The following is a 14,412-nucleotide window of genomic DNA, read 5'->3' on the forward strand; positions in this document are numbered from 1 at the left end:
GGACAGGGTACTTCTTCTATTATTAACTTTCGCTTTGTTGTGAAGTTCCCCATGCATGTAATCGGGCGTATAGGGTTACGCCGCCAATGATCAGGACAGGAATCCAGACTGCAATCATGGGCACACGGTGGAATAACAATGCGGCTGCAATGACGCCGATCAAATAGATGACAACAGCACCTGCACGAAGGTAGGAGTCTGTGGACAAGGCTTTGGTTAACGATCGGATATTGGCATGTCGCAGCTTTTTGAGGATGTTTACGGTATCCTCGACCACAGCGGCCAAATTATTGGTGAGCACGGTTGTTGAGATGCCAGCAATGCCAATGCGGCGTGCCGCAGTTGTTTGCATCCCCATTGCAACGGCTAGGATGACAATTAACAGATAGGACAGTTGTTCTGAAAATGGACTAATCATGGCGATCGCGAACAGCAGGAGCAATATGCTTTCAACAGTAAATACGGCTGTGACCTTAGAGGACCAGCCATTTTTGGTCTGCACATGTCCAACCATATGTGCTGCAATGGCATTGCCGGCTATAAAACCAATGAGAGCAAGCAGTGACCGCAGCACGACAAATTCCTGCGCACGGGCAATAGCAATACCGAGTAGTACAATATTTCCCGTCATATTAGCTGTGAGCACATGCCCTAGTCCCAGATATCCGATCAGGTCCACCATTCCGGCAGACATGCAGAGAAGCAACATGGCGTATTTTTGGAGGGTGCTTTGATTCATCATATCCGTCCTTTCAAAAAAACGTAGCCCCTCCAGTATACAGCCATAACCCATGCATCTTCAAAATGAAATTCATTCGCGCAAGACTTAAGGTGCAGCGAGCCAATCAAACATATTGTTCACCGCTGACTGATGTATTTTCTCGTGAAAATGATGATCCTGCCCGCCATAAGCGTGAAATGTGACGTCTGCACCTCGCCGCTTAAGCCAGTGATACATTCGGGTTCCGTGACTATAATTCACTTGTGTATCTGATGTACCATGCATGATTAGCACGGGACAAGATAGTTTGTTCGCTTTCGACAAGGGAGAACGGGCGAGATAAGCTTCTGGAACCGTGCGTGGGGAACCACCTAGCACCCGTTTCAATGTGCGCCTCAGGTCGGTTCGCTCATGGTAAGTGCGTTCCACATCGGAGACACCGCTCCAAAGAACTAACTTATGTACTTTGTCCGGTCCCTCATTATAGGCAGTTGCGGTATGTACAGCATTAATGGCTCCACGGGAGAACCCCATTAACGATATGCGAGTTGGGTCAACAAAGGGTAAACGCTGTATCAACCGGTAAGCGGCATGCACATCTTCGGCATCTTTCCCGCCATACTCGTCACGACCTTCACCGCCTTCGTTGCCACGATAGGATGGGGCGAACACGATATAACCTTTATGTACAAATTGCTCAAGCCAAACGGTATTTACCCCGCCATAGCTGCCAAGTCCGCCGCGACAATAGATCAGCACAGGCCACTGTTCCTGTGTGTGAGCGATATCATGCATTCTGGCAGAAGGGTAGTGGCTGGCGAGTGGTTGCAAATGTAGAGATGTATGTATTGAAGCGAATTCCGGAAAGGCAGAGGAGACAGAGCCGGAATGAGAAGTTTCATATGTCGTGATATCAGGTAATGAACAACCTTGTGGCAGGTATAAATAAGCTTTAACCCGAAGTGTATCGGATGAATATGTCACTTGATAGAGCAGTAAAATCCACCTCTTTTATTAATAATTGCGGGCCAAATGAAAGGGATGCTTCTATAGGATGCGCGTAAAATAAGTTCCCATACCTTCCAGGCTGAATCGCCAGCCCAAATGTGAGAAATTCGTTTATTGGCTCCATATGATTTATAATGGTTCAGGAGACATGTGGATTGACCGCTTGTTCTCATATTCATAAAACTAATTTTAGTGTGCAGAAAGAAAGGGAGAAAGCCATGATGAACGCTCCACATCCAATCGATCAATTCAAGAAATTCAAATATGAAATTACCAGATTTATGATGATCTATAAATTTGCTCTGGATCAAATGGAGACCAAGATTGAAGTCCTGAAGGAAGAATTCCAGTCTTTGCATGATTACAGTCCAATTGAGCATACAAAGTCCAGACTGAAATCTCCTGAGAGCATTATGAACAAGATGTTCCGCAAAAATCATGAGTTAACGTTTGAGAGCATCAAGCAAAATATCAAGGATATCGCCGGGGTACGGATTACATGTTCCTTTATCTCGGATATCTATCGCATTAAGGATATGCTGTGCAACCAGAGTGATCTGCGTGTACTGGAGGTCAAAGACTACATCGAGAATCCAAAGCCAAACGGCTACCAAAGCCTTCACCTTCTGGTGGAAGTGCCTGTGTACATGTCCAATGGTGAGGAACGAGCATGTGTGGAGATCCAGATCCGTACAATCGCGATGGATTTCTGGGCGAGTCTGGAGCATAAGATTTTTTATAAATACAATAAGGATGTTCCCGAGCATTTGACGAGAGAGTTAAAGAGTGCGGCAGATTCGGCAAATGCGCTGGATCAACAGATGGAGCGACTTCACCGGGAAATTCAGGAGATTAAGGACGCCGATAATGAGCGGGATGAAGAAGAACTGCGCCGTATTATTATTAACAATCAGCAGTTCACACTGCCGTCCAACCTGCTCAAGCTGCTGGGTAGCGGGGAGTAGTATTTGATGAAAAGTACAACAGCTTCATTGAACACAAACTCCACATCTCGTGTACGGATGGCTTTAATTCTGGGGACATTGTCGGCCTTCGGGCCGTTGTCCCTGGATATGTATTTACCCGCATTGCCCACGCTGGCTGATGAGTTTGGTTCATCTACATCGTATGCTCAACTCAGTCTGACGGCGTGTATGATTGGACTTGCGGTTGGACAGTTGCTTGCTGGACCTCTAAGTGATGTGCGTGGTCGGCGAACACCGCTCATTGCAGGGCTTGTGCTCTATACTATCGCCTCCATACTTTGCCTAGTCAGCCCGACGATGGGCTCTTTTGTTGTGCTGCGGTTCATTCAAGGTGTAGCTGGAGCAGCAGGGATTGTCATCTCACGCGCAATCGTCAGAGACGTATATTCGGGCCCGGAACTGACACGGTTCTTCTCTCTGTTAATGCTGATTAACGGCGTAGCCCCGATTGCTGCACCAATCATTGGTGGACAATTGTTGACGTATACGTCGTGGCGCGGCGTATTTATTTTGCTTAGCCTCATCGGAATACTGACGCTGTTGGCTGTCATTTTCGGTCTTGGAGAGACCTTGCCTTCCAACCGCAGATCAAGCGGAGGATTGAAGCAGACATTAATTACGTTTCGCCAAATCGCAGGGGATCGTCAGTTTATGGGTTATGCGTTAACTCAGGGTTTCGTAGCGGCTGGCATGTTTGCGTACATATCCGGTTCGCCGTTTGTGCTTCAGAAAATATACGGGGTATCCCCGCAAATGTTCAGTGTATGCTTCGCCATTAACGGGTTAGGCATTATTCTGGCCAGTCAGATTGCCGGCAGACTTGCAGGAAAGGTATCAGAGACTCGCCTGTTAATCGCGGGTCTACTAACCGCGGCGCTCGGAGGAACATCTCTGCTCATCGCCATTCTGGCTGGAGGTAATCTAATCTCTGTACTGATTCCGTTATTTCTGGTGGTATCCAGTGTTGGGTTGGTCAATACCGCGTCCTTCGCCTTGGCGATGGCCGATCAGGAGAAGTCGGCAGGCAGTGCTTCTGCGCTTATTGGTGTGATGACGTTCCTGTTCGGAGGTATTGTCGCTCCCCTCGTAGGTCTCGGGGGAGAAGGCACAGCTGTGCCAATGGGAATCGTTATTGCGTGTGCGGATCTCGGTGCCTTGGTGATTTACTTCCTAATGGTCAGTAAAGGCAGGAAGCGCCAGAACGATCAAGTGTTGAGTTAAATGTACTGATTCTGTACACCTTGCGTTTATGGAGCCTTAGTAATGTAAAGGTGCATCTGGATAAAAGGACGAAAAAGAGCCTCACTTGGAAGGAATTATGCTTCCAAGTGGGGCTCTTGCTGTAGGTAAGGACAGGTTTAGCAGAGCGCAAACAAAATCTGTGTATTGGACAGTATACCTGGCGTGAGGAATGGATAGAAGTACCCCACCACAAAACCAAACAGATTAATCGCAGGCCACATCAGGTAGACATCATTATATGTGAAGACAAGGGACCATCGGTTGTAGCAAAAGTTGGGCAGCGCACGTTCTTCGTTATCTCGTGGTGCCGCTGCACCAGTCTGTGCAAATTGCACAGCTTGAGTGAGACTTTGCGGCTGTTGCTGGAGGAAGAGCGGGAGCAGACCCGGGCTGCTTTTGATCAGGTTATACAGAAAAAGCATTTCTGCCGGAGGCTGACCTACCGGACGAGGATAGGCACTAAGCAGGCTGGGCAGATTGCCTTGAGTCAATTGCGCAGGTACGCCCGGTGCTGTACCCGGGATTGTACCTGGAATGCCTCCGGGGATATATGGACCGGGTCCTCCGCCTGGAATGTATGGAGGATAGGGGCCTTGACCGCCAGGTATACCAGGAAACGTCGGACCACCCGGTGTGCCGCCACCGCCTGGGAACAGTGGAGGCAATTGAAAGGAACGGTCTTCTCCATAACTTAGATAAGGGTTATATTCGTAATACATGTACAGAACATCCTTCCTGTCGTCGTATTCTGCATTCAGCATATGGCGGCATCCGCCTATATGTGAGTGCGCCAAGAAGATTTTATATGATCTATATAGTTGAACTAATCATTTACACCAAACGGAGAAGATAAAAAAAAACTGAAAAAGCGAAGCGGTCGCTTAAAAGCTTTCTGAAAGAAAGCTGCATCGGAAGCATACGCTATCACCGGATTTTCCCTTAGAGAAAAGGGAATCGAAAAAATCTGGGGATAACAGCGATTGGAAGGTTGTTTTATCATCGTAGTGTCAGTGTAAACAATCTGTAGTTCAACTTTATAGCGCAGAGCAAAATCGAATTGACAACTGAACTGATAACAATTATCATTGTCAATGGAATCGGACAAATGTACATACGGATATTATATGTATCAATAATAGTGTCAATATTTTTGAACGTTGATATCTGTCACAATAGCGCCGAATAAGGTTTTCATAATGAATTGAAAGGGGATATATCAAGTGTTTAAGAGAAATAAAAAGATGATCATGATTCTAATTACGGTGATGGTTATGTCCATCTGGTTGGCCGCGTGTGGAGCGAAGCCTGCAGAGAATGGAGCAGCAGGAGAGAACGATACAACAACGGAGACTGAGACACAAACAGAAGTCGCTACAGAGCGCACATTAACAGATGCAATGGGACACGAAGTAACCATCCCGGCTAACCCTGAACGTGTCATCGCGTCTTATCTGGAAGACCATCTCGTTACACTCGGTGTTAAGCCAGCGGCACAGTGGTCCATCAACAACGGCAATGGTTTGCAGGATTATCTGCAAAATGATCTGAATGGCATACCTGGTATTGCAAGTGATCTACCTTTTGAAGCCATGGCCAGTTTCTCACCAGACCTGATTATTATGGGTTCTGAAAGTACAGTGGAAGGGGAGAAATACGAACAGTACAACAAAATTGCCCCTACTTATGTACTCGGAGATGAGGTCAACAAGGACTCGCGTCAGGCTCTGCTCAAGATCGGCGAGCTTCTGAACAAATCGGATGTAGCGCAGAAGGCGCTTGACGATTATGATGCCAAGGCAAAGGAAATCAAAGAAAAAGTAACTGCTGTTACTGGAGGAACAAAGTCGGCCGCAGCGTTGTGGTTGTTCAATAACAAGTTTTATGTTGTAAGCAACAATGTTTCCAGTGGTGAAGTGATGTACAACGAACTTGGACTTGCAGAGCCTAATGTTGTGAAGGAAGCATCTGCGAAGGCAACGGGTAACTGGTCTGAGATTTCATTGGAGAAGATCGCGGAAATGGACACAGACTATCTATTCCTGGTGAACAGTGACAAGGGAGCAGGCTCAGAAGCGCTGAAAGATGCCGTATGGCAGAGCATTCCTGCTGTAAAGACAGGTAATGTCTTTGAATTCACCCGGTCCAGTAGCTGGTTGTACAGCGGAGTTCAAGCGAACCTTCAAATTATGGAAGACATTCAGAACAGCATCGTTAAATAAGAAATAGCCAATACGAAATGGCATGTTCAAACTCCTTGGTGCAGGGCACCAGGGAGTTTTTTTTGTTAATTTAGCATTTTACGATATATAATAAATATGAGTGTGTTATCGTGTCCTGAAGTGAAATTGACACTTGTTACACGAGCATGGAAGGGGATATTTACATATGTATACATTGGATCCACGTGAAATAACGGGAAGAGACAACTATAAACTGATGAGTGGTTCGGTGGTACCACGTCCAATTGCTTTTGTGACGACACTTTCAGATAAGAATGGTGTAATTAATGCAGCGCCTTTTAGTTTCTTTAATGTGGTTAGTTCGGACCCACCGCTGTTATCCATATCCATTGCACGTAAAGACGGTATCATGAAAGATACTGCACGTAATGTGCTTGCTCATCAAGAACTGGTCGTGCATATCTGTGATGAAGCAATCATAACAGAAGTGAATGAGACAGCAGCCATACTGGAACCCCACGAAAGTGAGCTTGAGCGGACAAAACTGACTACAGTGCCAAGTACCAAGGTTGCTGTGCCAGGAATTCAGGAAGCACTCATTCGGATGGAGTGTGAGCTGTATCAGCACATTCCCATCACGAATGATGAGGGCAAACCGGTGAGTGACCTGCTGCTGGTACGTATTGTACAGTATCATTTCAGCGAACAAGTCTACAATCCGGACAAGGGCTATATCCTGATGGATCATTTGAAACCAGTCAGCCGACTGGCGGGTAATGATTATGCCAAGCTTGGGGAGAGATTCACGATAATTCGGCCTGAGTAGTTCTGACAGATCGAATATGTAATATAGGAACGGGTTTAATCCGGTAGCAAAGGCGGACAGCACGTGCGAAACTCGCATATGTTGTCCGCCTTTGCTTGTTAATATGAACATAAACAGGACAGGTAGTGAATAGACTTGTACTATATCCTGCACACATGTCATATGAACCTATTTTATATATAGGTTGTTTAAAAAGCCTACTTTTGAACAGGTACTATAAGGGGGTTAAGCCGATGAACCAGCTTGAGGCAACTACTGGGGCAAGTATTATGGGAATAGGAACGGCGTGGCCTGCCCACCGTATTGAGCAAAAGGATGTATCTGCCCGTCTCGCGCAAGCGCTGGAACATGAGCCAGATGCGAGAAGATGGGCCAAACGGATCTTTAATCAGTGCGGTGTGGAGACTCGGTATACGTGTGAACCGAATCTGCTTGAGCCTGTTGATTCTTGCCGATATTTACCCTTTACCAATGCGGACGAGGTTCCGACTACATCCGAGCGTATGGGCAAATACAAAGCCGTTGCTGTTCCACTTGGTCTCGAGGCGGCCGGACAGGCCCTTCAGGATGCAGACGTAACCTCCTCGGAACTTACACATCTCATTACGGTGAGTTGCACGGGGCAATTCCTGCCCGGACTTGATGTTCGGCTGATCCAACAGCTTGAACTGTCACCGCAGATCAACCGGATTCCACTGGTGTTTCAGGGATGTGCAGCCGGTCTGAAGGCGATTCAACTGGCGAATTCCATTGTAACGGCAGATCAGAAGGCTACAGTTCTCATCGTGTGTGTGGAACTATGTACACTTCACTTTCAGCCATCTGCCAAACGGGACGACCTGTATGCTGCATCGTTCTTCGGAGACGGCGCCTCTGCCTGTGTTATTGGTGCGTCCGGAACAGACCGCAATGAATGTTTTCGACTAGGCCGAGGGCACTCAACGCTGCTCCCGGATTGTGCAGAAGAAATGATCTGGGAAGTCGGCAATACAGGCTTTGATCTCTACCTGTCACCACAGATTCCGAAGCTGCTTGGTTTGCATCTCGGTCCAGAGGTAGAACGGTTGCTGGAGGGGAGCGGTTTACCGGAAATATGGGCGATCCATCCGGGAGGCAGAGGCATCGTGGATGCCGTTCAGAAGCTGTATCAGTTGACAGATGAGCAGGTCTCCTACAGCCGAAACATCCTGCGGGATTATGGCAACCTGTCGTCCGTGACGATTCTTTTTGTTCTTCAAGCCATCCGTGAGGATTACAGACAGAAGGAAGAGCATTCCAGTGGGATAGCGCTGGCCTTTGGCCCGGGACTGACGGCAGAGTTACTTCCTTTTACATACATCCCTGCCCCCATTGCGAACAGAACACCTGTGAATCATGGCATTCAATAGTTCGCGAACCCGAGTGAAGGAGATATACACCGTAAGTGTATGAATGTGCTTACGATCTTACCGATGAACATAATCGAATGACTAATCTGATCGCAGAGGAGCTTAGGTATGGGTTATCGCAGACTTGCTGCCTTCATCAGCCGATATCCGCGGTTCATTATTCTCTGCTGGGTATTTATCATCGGGATGTCAGCGGTCTGGGCATGGAAGTTACCTGACATTGTTCAAGATCACGGATTAAAACGGGTTCACGGGGATGCGCAAGCGGTTGAACTTGTTCTGGAGGATGAATTCGGATCTCCCGCTGATCCGGTTATTCTGGTGTTTGAGAAAAAGGAAAATACCTCGCCGTTACAGTTCCGGCAGTGGATCAAGGATCGTTTGACACAGGTTCAAGTGTTGCCTGCGGTAACCTCTATCACGTCCCCTCTGGATGTTAGCGAAAGGGTGACGCTGCAAGACCAAAGGGCATATGCCCTTGTGAAAATGGATGTGCCCGCGCATCAGATGGGTCCCCCACTGGAGCAGCTGCGCGCCGTGTTGGCAACAGACGGTCCAGGTACGGTGCAATTGACGGGAAAGGCAGTCGTGCAGCAGGATGTCAATCATCTGAGCTTTCGTGATCTGGAACGGGCAGAGATGGTGGGCCTGCCGATTGCCCTGATCGTTTTGTGTTTTGCATTCAGGGGGCTATATGCCGCGTTGATTGCTGTCATGATGGGGATCAGTGCTGTGATTACCGCGATGGGAGTCACGTCACTCCTTGGTTATCATCTGGAATTGTCCAACTTTATCATTAATGTGATTCCCATGGTGGGCATGGCACTGAGTATAGACTTTGCCCTGATCATCCTGAGCAGGTACAGGGAAGAAGTTCAGCGGGCCTATGAAGATGAAGGCGAAGTTAACTTTACAGGCAGCAGTCTGGATATGCAGAGCGAGGTTCTTCGGAGCGAGATTCTTCAGCGAACATTACGTACAGCAGGCAGAGCGGTGTTGTTCTCGACAGCTTGCGTGCTCCTTGGGCTGCTGGGTCTGCTCTGGATCAGACTGCCGATGTTTCTGAGTGTCTCCTTGGGGGCCATTATTGTTCTGCTCCTGTCGCTACTGTTAAATGTTACGCTGCTGCCAGCTCTGCTGTCACTGTCTGCGGATCGGGTATTCAGGCGAAAGTTAGTCCATTGGTTACCCAGACGCTCGGTCTGGCATCGATGGTCAGCAATGGTCATGAAACGACCCGTCCGTATGGCCATTGGAGGTACGGTTGTGCTTCTCCTGTGTGTTTATCCAGTAACCCGGCTGGAACTGTCCGTCCCGGATGCCTCTTCACTGCCAGAGAGAATGGACTCCCGCCAGGCAGCAGAGCAGTTGCAACATGATTTGGGGCAAAAGAATACCTCCGCCATCGAGATTGTGATTGGCGGACAGCAGGAACGGTTGACTTCCTCTCACTGGCAGATGGCCCACAACAAAGCCCGTCAACTACTGCAGGACTCAGACGTATTGAGCATTGTTTCACCATGGGGCCTATTACAGCCGAATCAAACGGACTCGCAGAGCCTTTTTCAAATTCCACCGTCGGCGCTAACTCCTTCCATAGAAGGCAAGGAGTCAACAAGGACGACATGGCTGCGTTCAACCGTCTCTGACCATTCCATACGATTGATAGCCACCGTGCACGGGGAGCCTGGTTCGGAACAGGTTGCAGGTTGGCTTGAACGAATAAGGAATAGCGATCATACACGGGGTTTCAACAACGTAAAACTACGTTATGGTGGGGAAGCTGCCAAGCAGTATGAAATAATGCAGGAAGTCACAAGTCAACTGCCCAAAGTGCTGGTATTTGTAGTGGTCACCAATTATCTTGTGTTACTGGCGGCATTCCGATCGATGCTCATTCCAATCAAGGCAATTCTGATGAATCTGCTCAGCTTAGCCGCTTCATTTGGCATATTGGTGTGGGTGTTCAATGAAGGACATCTGGGCATGGAGCCGTCAGCCATTGCCATTATGATTCCGGTATTCATTGCAGGATTGGTGTTTGGCATATCCATGGATTATGGTGTGTTTATGCTGAGCCGTATCCAGGAAGTGTATAGACGAACCGGAGACAGCGATGTGGCTGTCCAACAGGGATTGGCTTCTACAGGCCGTCTGGTCACCTCCGCAGCGGCAATTCTACTTGCAGTGACTGTGCCGTTTGCTTTTGCTGAAGTCGCAGGTGTGAGGCAGTTAGGGATCGGAATCACGGCAGCGGTGTTGATTGACGTTACATTAATCCGTCTAATACTGGTACCTGCATTGATGAAATTAATGGGCAGGTGGAACTGGTGGTTGCCAGGTCAGATGAAATGAAGGGTATTTCCGTAACCTGTCTTCAGGTTGGAGATATCCTTTTTTTGGCTAGAAATCATGTGATTCCATTCAAAACAGGCAAACATGTTCAATTCATGGGTGACCTAGATGTTCTATAATGGATGGGATTAATTCCATATAACAGTCTTATATCTACGTTATCCTACGAAAAACAGGAGGGACACAGGCCCATGTCTGATATTGAAGCCTATCTACAACAACAAACGAATCTTCGTGGTCGTTCCGCGTATAATGCAGATCACCCCCTGGATTTATGGCGCAGTCAGTTACGTACACGTGTGAAAGAACGGCTGGGCGGTTTTCCCACGATGGCGGCCGCACTGAATCCTGTCTTACTGGAGCGCATTACCTGTGACGGATATATTCGGGAGCGGATTGAAATCACGACCTATGCAGGACTTCGCATGCCTGTATATTTATTAATTCCTGGTGATGGAAGCGTTACTGATACAAAGAGACCTGCTATCGTTGCTTGTCATGGGCATGGCTATGGTAGCCGAGAGATATCGGGCATGGAACCGGATGGGTCACTACGGACAGGAGAGCCCGGATTACACAAGGACTTTGCAGTAGCTCTTGTGAAGCGTGGTTATGTGGTTGCGGCTCCAGAGTTGCTCGGATTTGGTGATCGAAGACTGGAAGAGGACCGCGATGCGCCACCAGGGGTAAGCTCCTGTACGAAGATTGCTACGCATCTGCTCATGGTGGGGAAGACCCTCGCCGGTCATAGGGTGTATGAAACAACACGTGTATTGGATTATGTATCGACTCGGCCAGAAGTGGATTTGGAGCGAATTGGAAGCATGGGTATCTCGGGCGGTGGGCTGGTGACCGCATTTACAGCCGCGTTGGATGAACGGTTCAGGGCAACTGTGGTAAGCGGTTATGCAAATACATTCCAGGGCAGCATATTGGATCGGAACCATTGTCTGGACAACTATGTGCCAGGTATCCTGCGTGAAGCGGAATTGCCGGATCTCATCGGCCTGATTGTGCCTAGGCCACTTTTTATTGAAGCCGGAAGTGATGATCAGGTGTTCCCAATCCATGCAGCGAGAGAGGCGTATGCCCGTTTGACACATATATATGAGCAGGCGGGAGCAGCAGAATCACTGGATGCGGATTTCTTTACCGGTGGACATGAGATTAGCGGAGCGAAGGCTTATGACTGGCTTGACCAAGTTCTGTGAAACTGAGGATCGTCAACTAATATAATTCTGATTCGAGAGGAGAATTCAGTGATGAAATGGTCAATATCGGTAAAGCTTCTGCTCTGTTTTGTTCTGTTTGCGAGTACAATGGGCATCGGTTTGGGAAGCAGTGGAGGGCAAGTCGCCGAAGCGGCAACGGACAATTACAGATTTGACTTTGGTTCGGGTGGTGTTGAGAGCGGTTACACAGGCGTGTCCGCAGGAGATGCTTATACGCCTACAAAAGGTTATGGCTTCAACACACCTGCACAGATGAGGAATGTGTCTGCCTCAGGAAGCGGGGTTAAGAGTGACGCTGTGCAGTTTCTGACTTACGGCACCAAGAGCACCAATACCTTCAATGTGAATCTGTCCAATGGCCTATATGAAGTTAAAGTGGTCCTGGGCAATACTGCCAGAGCGAGTGTGGCTGCAGAAGGTGTCTACCAGATCATTAATATGACGGGCAACGGGGCAACGGACCAGTTTCAAATTCCGGTGACTGACGGGCAATTAAACCTGCTGGTTACAGAAGGAAAGACAGGCACCGCCTTCACACTTAGTGCACTTGAAATCCGGAAGTTATCCAATCAAACCGTTACCAACCGCACGATCTACATTGGTGGTGACTCAACAGTTTGCAATTACTATCCGCTAGGTAGCAGTGTACAAGGAGGTTGGGGACAGTTGTTTCCGTCCTATGTGAACAATGCCACCTTCCAGGTTCGAAATATGGCGGCAAGTGGTCAATTTGCGAGAGGTTTCCGCGATGATGGTCAGATGGAAGCGATTCTGAAGTATATCAAGCCGGGAGATTATTTTATTTTGCAATTCGGAATTAACGATACCAATGCCAAGAACAATACAACGGAGGCGCAGTTCAAAGAGATTATGCGGGATATGGTACGTAAGGCGAAGAACAAAGGAGCAACGGTTATCCTCTCCACGCCTCAGGGCCGGGCAACAGATTTTAATACAGCCAATGTGCATCAAGCGGAGAACCGCTGGTACAATCAATCAACCCGTGCACTCGCTCAGGAAGAGGGAGTCACCCTGGTTGAACTGAATAAGTTAAGTTCTGCTTATTTCACGTCCATTGGTCCAGCAGCAACACTTGCTCTGTATATGACAGGGGATAGTCTGCATCCGAATCGTCAAGGGGCTGCGGAGCTTGCACGTATTGTGGCTGCGGACCTGAGAAGACAGGGACTGAATGGATTCTGACTTTACTACTTAATCAGTCTGCATAATCAGTGCTTGATATGATCCGTGTATGCAAAATAAACAAATACCCCCGGGAACATGCCGCGAAACGGGCGGCTGATCCTCGGGGGTATTTGTTATGCCTAGACTGGGGATTACTCCATCATATCCTTGGCTTCATGGTTCACTTTTTTCCCTTTTAACAAGGGTTCCAGTTCATCTTGCACGCTCTGCTCCCACAGCGGTACATCTGTGCGATAGGCGGCCCGTCCGTTCAGATGTCCGGCGACCGGAGCCGTGATGAATACAAACAGGATACCTAACAACAAGCGGGCACTGATATAGTTATCGAAATACCAGAAGTAGAAAAATGTAGCGCTTAATACACAGAACACTCCAAGTGTCATACTTTTGGTTGCGGCATGGGCACGTAGATATACATCAGGCAGACGAATAAGTCCGAATGCACTGAGTGCACTGAGTAGTGCACCGAGCAGTACGAGTAGACCTATAGCGGTTTCAGCGGCTACTTTAACGATCTCCATCATTTTTGAATACCGCCCCCCGTTCAATATAACGTGCAAATGCCACTGTACTTAGAAAAGCCAAGATGCCAATCAGCAAGATAATATCCAGATAGGCCTGAGTTTGCAGCATCATCGACAGAACGGCAACGATGGCAATCACATTGATACCGATGGTATCCAGTGCCGTGATCCGATCAGCCATGGATGGTCCCCGCAGCACCCTGTACAAGCAACCCAGAATGGCCAAGGAGAGAATGAGCAATGAGATGAACAACAGTGAGGATAACATTAACGCGTCACCTCCATAATTGCTTTTTCGAATGTATTTTGGATATCATCTCTCATTTTCTGTTCATCCTTGATATCCAGTGCGTGAATAAACAGTTTGCGTTGATTACCCGAGATCTCAAGCGGCAGAGAACCTGGTGTCAATGAGATGAGTAAGCAGAGCAGAGTAACTTCCCAATCCGAGGACAATTGAGTTTTATACGTAAAAATACCGGGCCTTATATCGAGCTTAGGCTTGATAATCTGGCGTATAACCTCAATGCTGGCTCGCACCAGTTCCTTGAACAGCAGAGTAATCAGTTTGAAGATGGCCCAGACTCGCACAACATAGAAGCGTTGGGGGAAGAATCTGCGCATCCCCCCGATGAGAAGCAGTCCGAGCAGGTAACCTATGAGAAAACCAACACCATTCCAGGCGTTGTTCAGAAACATCCATACAAAAGCAATGATAAGATTCAGTACAATCTGAAAGGCCAT

14 protein-coding genes are annotated in these 14,412 nt (G+C 48.1%); 8 read left to right on the plus strand and 6 right to left on the minus strand.

The window, feature by feature from the left end; translation table 11 throughout:
• Positions 1–22: 22 nt before the first annotated feature.
• Complete coding sequence (locus V6668_RS13055) at positions 23–742, minus strand: YoaK family protein (protein ID WP_338708628.1); 720 nt, start codon at positions 740–742, stop codon at positions 23–25.
• Between the two features lie 84 nt (positions 743–826).
• The gene (locus V6668_RS13060; RefSeq protein WP_338708629.1) at positions 827–1,705 is read right to left on the minus strand and encodes an alpha/beta hydrolase family protein; all 879 of its coding nucleotides are present in this window, start codon (positions 1,703–1,705) and stop codon (positions 827–829) included.
• A 245-nt stretch (positions 1,706–1,950) separates the two neighbouring features.
• Between V6668_RS13060 and V6668_RS13065 the strand changes: the two genes are divergently transcribed.
• Positions 1,951–2,694, plus strand: a complete 744-nt coding sequence (locus V6668_RS13065) for a GTP pyrophosphokinase (RefSeq protein ID WP_036608962.1) — start codon at positions 1,951–1,953, stop codon at positions 2,692–2,694.
• A 6-nt stretch (positions 2,695–2,700) separates the two neighbouring features.
• A complete protein-coding gene (locus V6668_RS13070) occupies positions 2,701–3,936 on the plus strand; it encodes a multidrug effflux MFS transporter (protein ID WP_338708630.1) in 1,236 nt (411 codons plus the stop codon).
• 137 nt (positions 3,937–4,073) lie between these two features.
• On the opposite strand, the gene V6668_RS13075 is transcribed toward V6668_RS13070, so the two are convergent.
• The gene (locus V6668_RS13075; protein WP_338708631.1) at positions 4,074–4,718 is read right to left on the minus strand and encodes a hypothetical protein; all 645 of its coding nucleotides are present in this window, start codon (positions 4,716–4,718) and stop codon (positions 4,074–4,076) included.
• 459 nt (positions 4,719–5,177) lie between these two features.
• Here V6668_RS13075 and V6668_RS13080 point away from each other — a divergent pair, with 459 nt between their 5' ends.
• The 6 genes from V6668_RS13080 (at position 5,178) to V6668_RS13105 (ending at position 13,141) form a co-directional block, all read left to right on the plus strand.
• Complete coding sequence (locus V6668_RS13080; RefSeq protein WP_338708632.1) at positions 5,178–6,176, plus strand: ABC transporter substrate-binding protein; 999 nt, start codon at positions 5,178–5,180, stop codon at positions 6,174–6,176.
• Between the two features lie 166 nt (positions 6,177–6,342).
• Positions 6,343–6,963, plus strand: a complete 621-nt coding sequence (locus tag V6668_RS13085) for a flavin reductase family protein (RefSeq protein ID WP_036608732.1) — start codon at positions 6,343–6,345, stop codon at positions 6,961–6,963.
• Between the two features lie 233 nt (positions 6,964–7,196).
• Positions 7,197–8,351 carry a type III polyketide synthase gene (locus V6668_RS13090; RefSeq protein ID WP_338708633.1) on the plus strand — a complete coding sequence of 385 codons (1,155 nt, stop codon included), beginning with the start codon at positions 7,197–7,199 and terminating at the stop codon, positions 8,349–8,351.
• A 108-nt stretch (positions 8,352–8,459) separates the two neighbouring features.
• Positions 8,460–10,706, plus strand: a complete 2,247-nt coding sequence (locus V6668_RS13095) for an MMPL family transporter (RefSeq protein WP_338708634.1) — start codon at positions 8,460–8,462, stop codon at positions 10,704–10,706.
• A 191-nt stretch (positions 10,707–10,897) separates the two neighbouring features.
• Positions 10,898–11,917, plus strand: a complete 1,020-nt coding sequence (locus V6668_RS13100; RefSeq protein ID WP_338708635.1) for a dienelactone hydrolase family protein — start codon at positions 10,898–10,900, stop codon at positions 11,915–11,917.
• 108 nt (positions 11,918–12,025) lie between these two features.
• Positions 12,026–13,141: a rhamnogalacturonan acetylesterase gene (locus V6668_RS13105; RefSeq protein WP_338708938.1), complete on the plus strand. Its 1,116-nt coding sequence runs from the start codon at positions 12,026–12,028 to the stop codon at positions 13,139–13,141.
• A 134-nt stretch (positions 13,142–13,275) separates the two neighbouring features.
• Here the strand turns inward: V6668_RS13105 and mnhG are convergent, their stop codons facing one another.
• From mnhG to V6668_RS13120, 3 genes are read right to left on the minus strand one after another with little or no spacing between them, the layout of a single operon-like run.
• On the minus strand, positions 13,276–13,668 hold the full coding sequence (mnhG, locus tag V6668_RS13110) for a monovalent cation/H(+) antiporter subunit G (RefSeq protein WP_017688856.1): 393 nt from the start codon (positions 13,666–13,668) through the stop codon (positions 13,276–13,278).
• Positions 13,652–13,936, minus strand: coding sequence for a Na(+)/H(+) antiporter subunit F1 (locus V6668_RS13115; protein ID WP_017688855.1), 285 nt, complete (start codon positions 13,934–13,936; stop codon positions 13,652–13,654). Before V6668_RS13115 ends, mnhG begins: the two co-directional genes overlap by 17 nt.
• Positions 13,936–14,412 carry a Na+/H+ antiporter subunit E gene (locus V6668_RS13120; protein WP_047842677.1) on the minus strand — a complete coding sequence of 159 codons (477 nt, stop codon included), beginning with the start codon at positions 14,410–14,412 and terminating at the stop codon, positions 13,936–13,938. Before V6668_RS13120 ends, V6668_RS13115 begins: the two co-directional genes overlap by 1 nt.

The organism is Paenibacillus amylolyticus, assembly GCF_036894225.1.
Classification (GTDB): Bacteria; Bacillota; Bacilli; order Paenibacillales; family Paenibacillaceae; genus Paenibacillus; species Paenibacillus amylolyticus.

What these genes read in the sequence shown, in the direction of transcription:
- V6668_RS13055 (WP_338708628.1), bottom strand. Translation starts at nt 742, where the DNA reads ATGATGAATCAAAGCACCCTCCAAAAATACGCCATGTTGCTTCTCTGC.
- V6668_RS13065 (WP_036608962.1), top strand. Translation starts at nt 1,951, where the DNA reads ATGAACGCTCCACATCCAATCGATCAATTCAAGAAATTCAAATATGAA.
- V6668_RS13070 (WP_338708630.1), top strand. Translation starts at nt 2,701, where the DNA reads ATGAAAAGTACAACAGCTTCATTGAACACAAACTCCACATCTCGTGTA.
- V6668_RS13075 (WP_338708631.1), bottom strand. Translation starts at nt 4,718, where the DNA reads ATGCTGAATGCAGAATACGACGACAGGAAGGATGTTCTGTACATGTAT.
- V6668_RS13085 (WP_036608732.1), top strand. Translation starts at nt 6,343, where the DNA reads ATGTATACATTGGATCCACGTGAAATAACGGGAAGAGACAACTATAAA.
- V6668_RS13090 (WP_338708633.1), top strand. Translation starts at nt 7,197, where the DNA reads ATGAACCAGCTTGAGGCAACTACTGGGGCAAGTATTATGGGAATAGGA.
- V6668_RS13095 (WP_338708634.1), top strand. Translation starts at nt 8,460, where the DNA reads ATGGGTTATCGCAGACTTGCTGCCTTCATCAGCCGATATCCGCGGTTC.
- V6668_RS13100 (WP_338708635.1), top strand. Translation starts at nt 10,898, where the DNA reads ATGTCTGATATTGAAGCCTATCTACAACAACAAACGAATCTTCGTGGT.
- V6668_RS13105 (WP_338708938.1), top strand. Translation starts at nt 12,026, where the DNA reads ATGGGCATCGGTTTGGGAAGCAGTGGAGGGCAAGTCGCCGAAGCGGCA.
- mnhG (WP_017688856.1), bottom strand. Translation starts at nt 13,668, where the DNA reads ATGATGGAGATCGTTAAAGTAGCCGCTGAAACCGCTATAGGTCTACTC.
- V6668_RS13115 (WP_017688855.1), bottom strand. Translation starts at nt 13,936, where the DNA reads ATGTTATCCTCACTGTTGTTCATCTCATTGCTCATTCTCTCCTTGGCC.
- V6668_RS13120 (WP_047842677.1), bottom strand. Translation starts at nt 14,412, where the DNA reads ATGGCCTTTCAGATTGTACTGAATCTTATCATTGCTTTTGTATGGATG.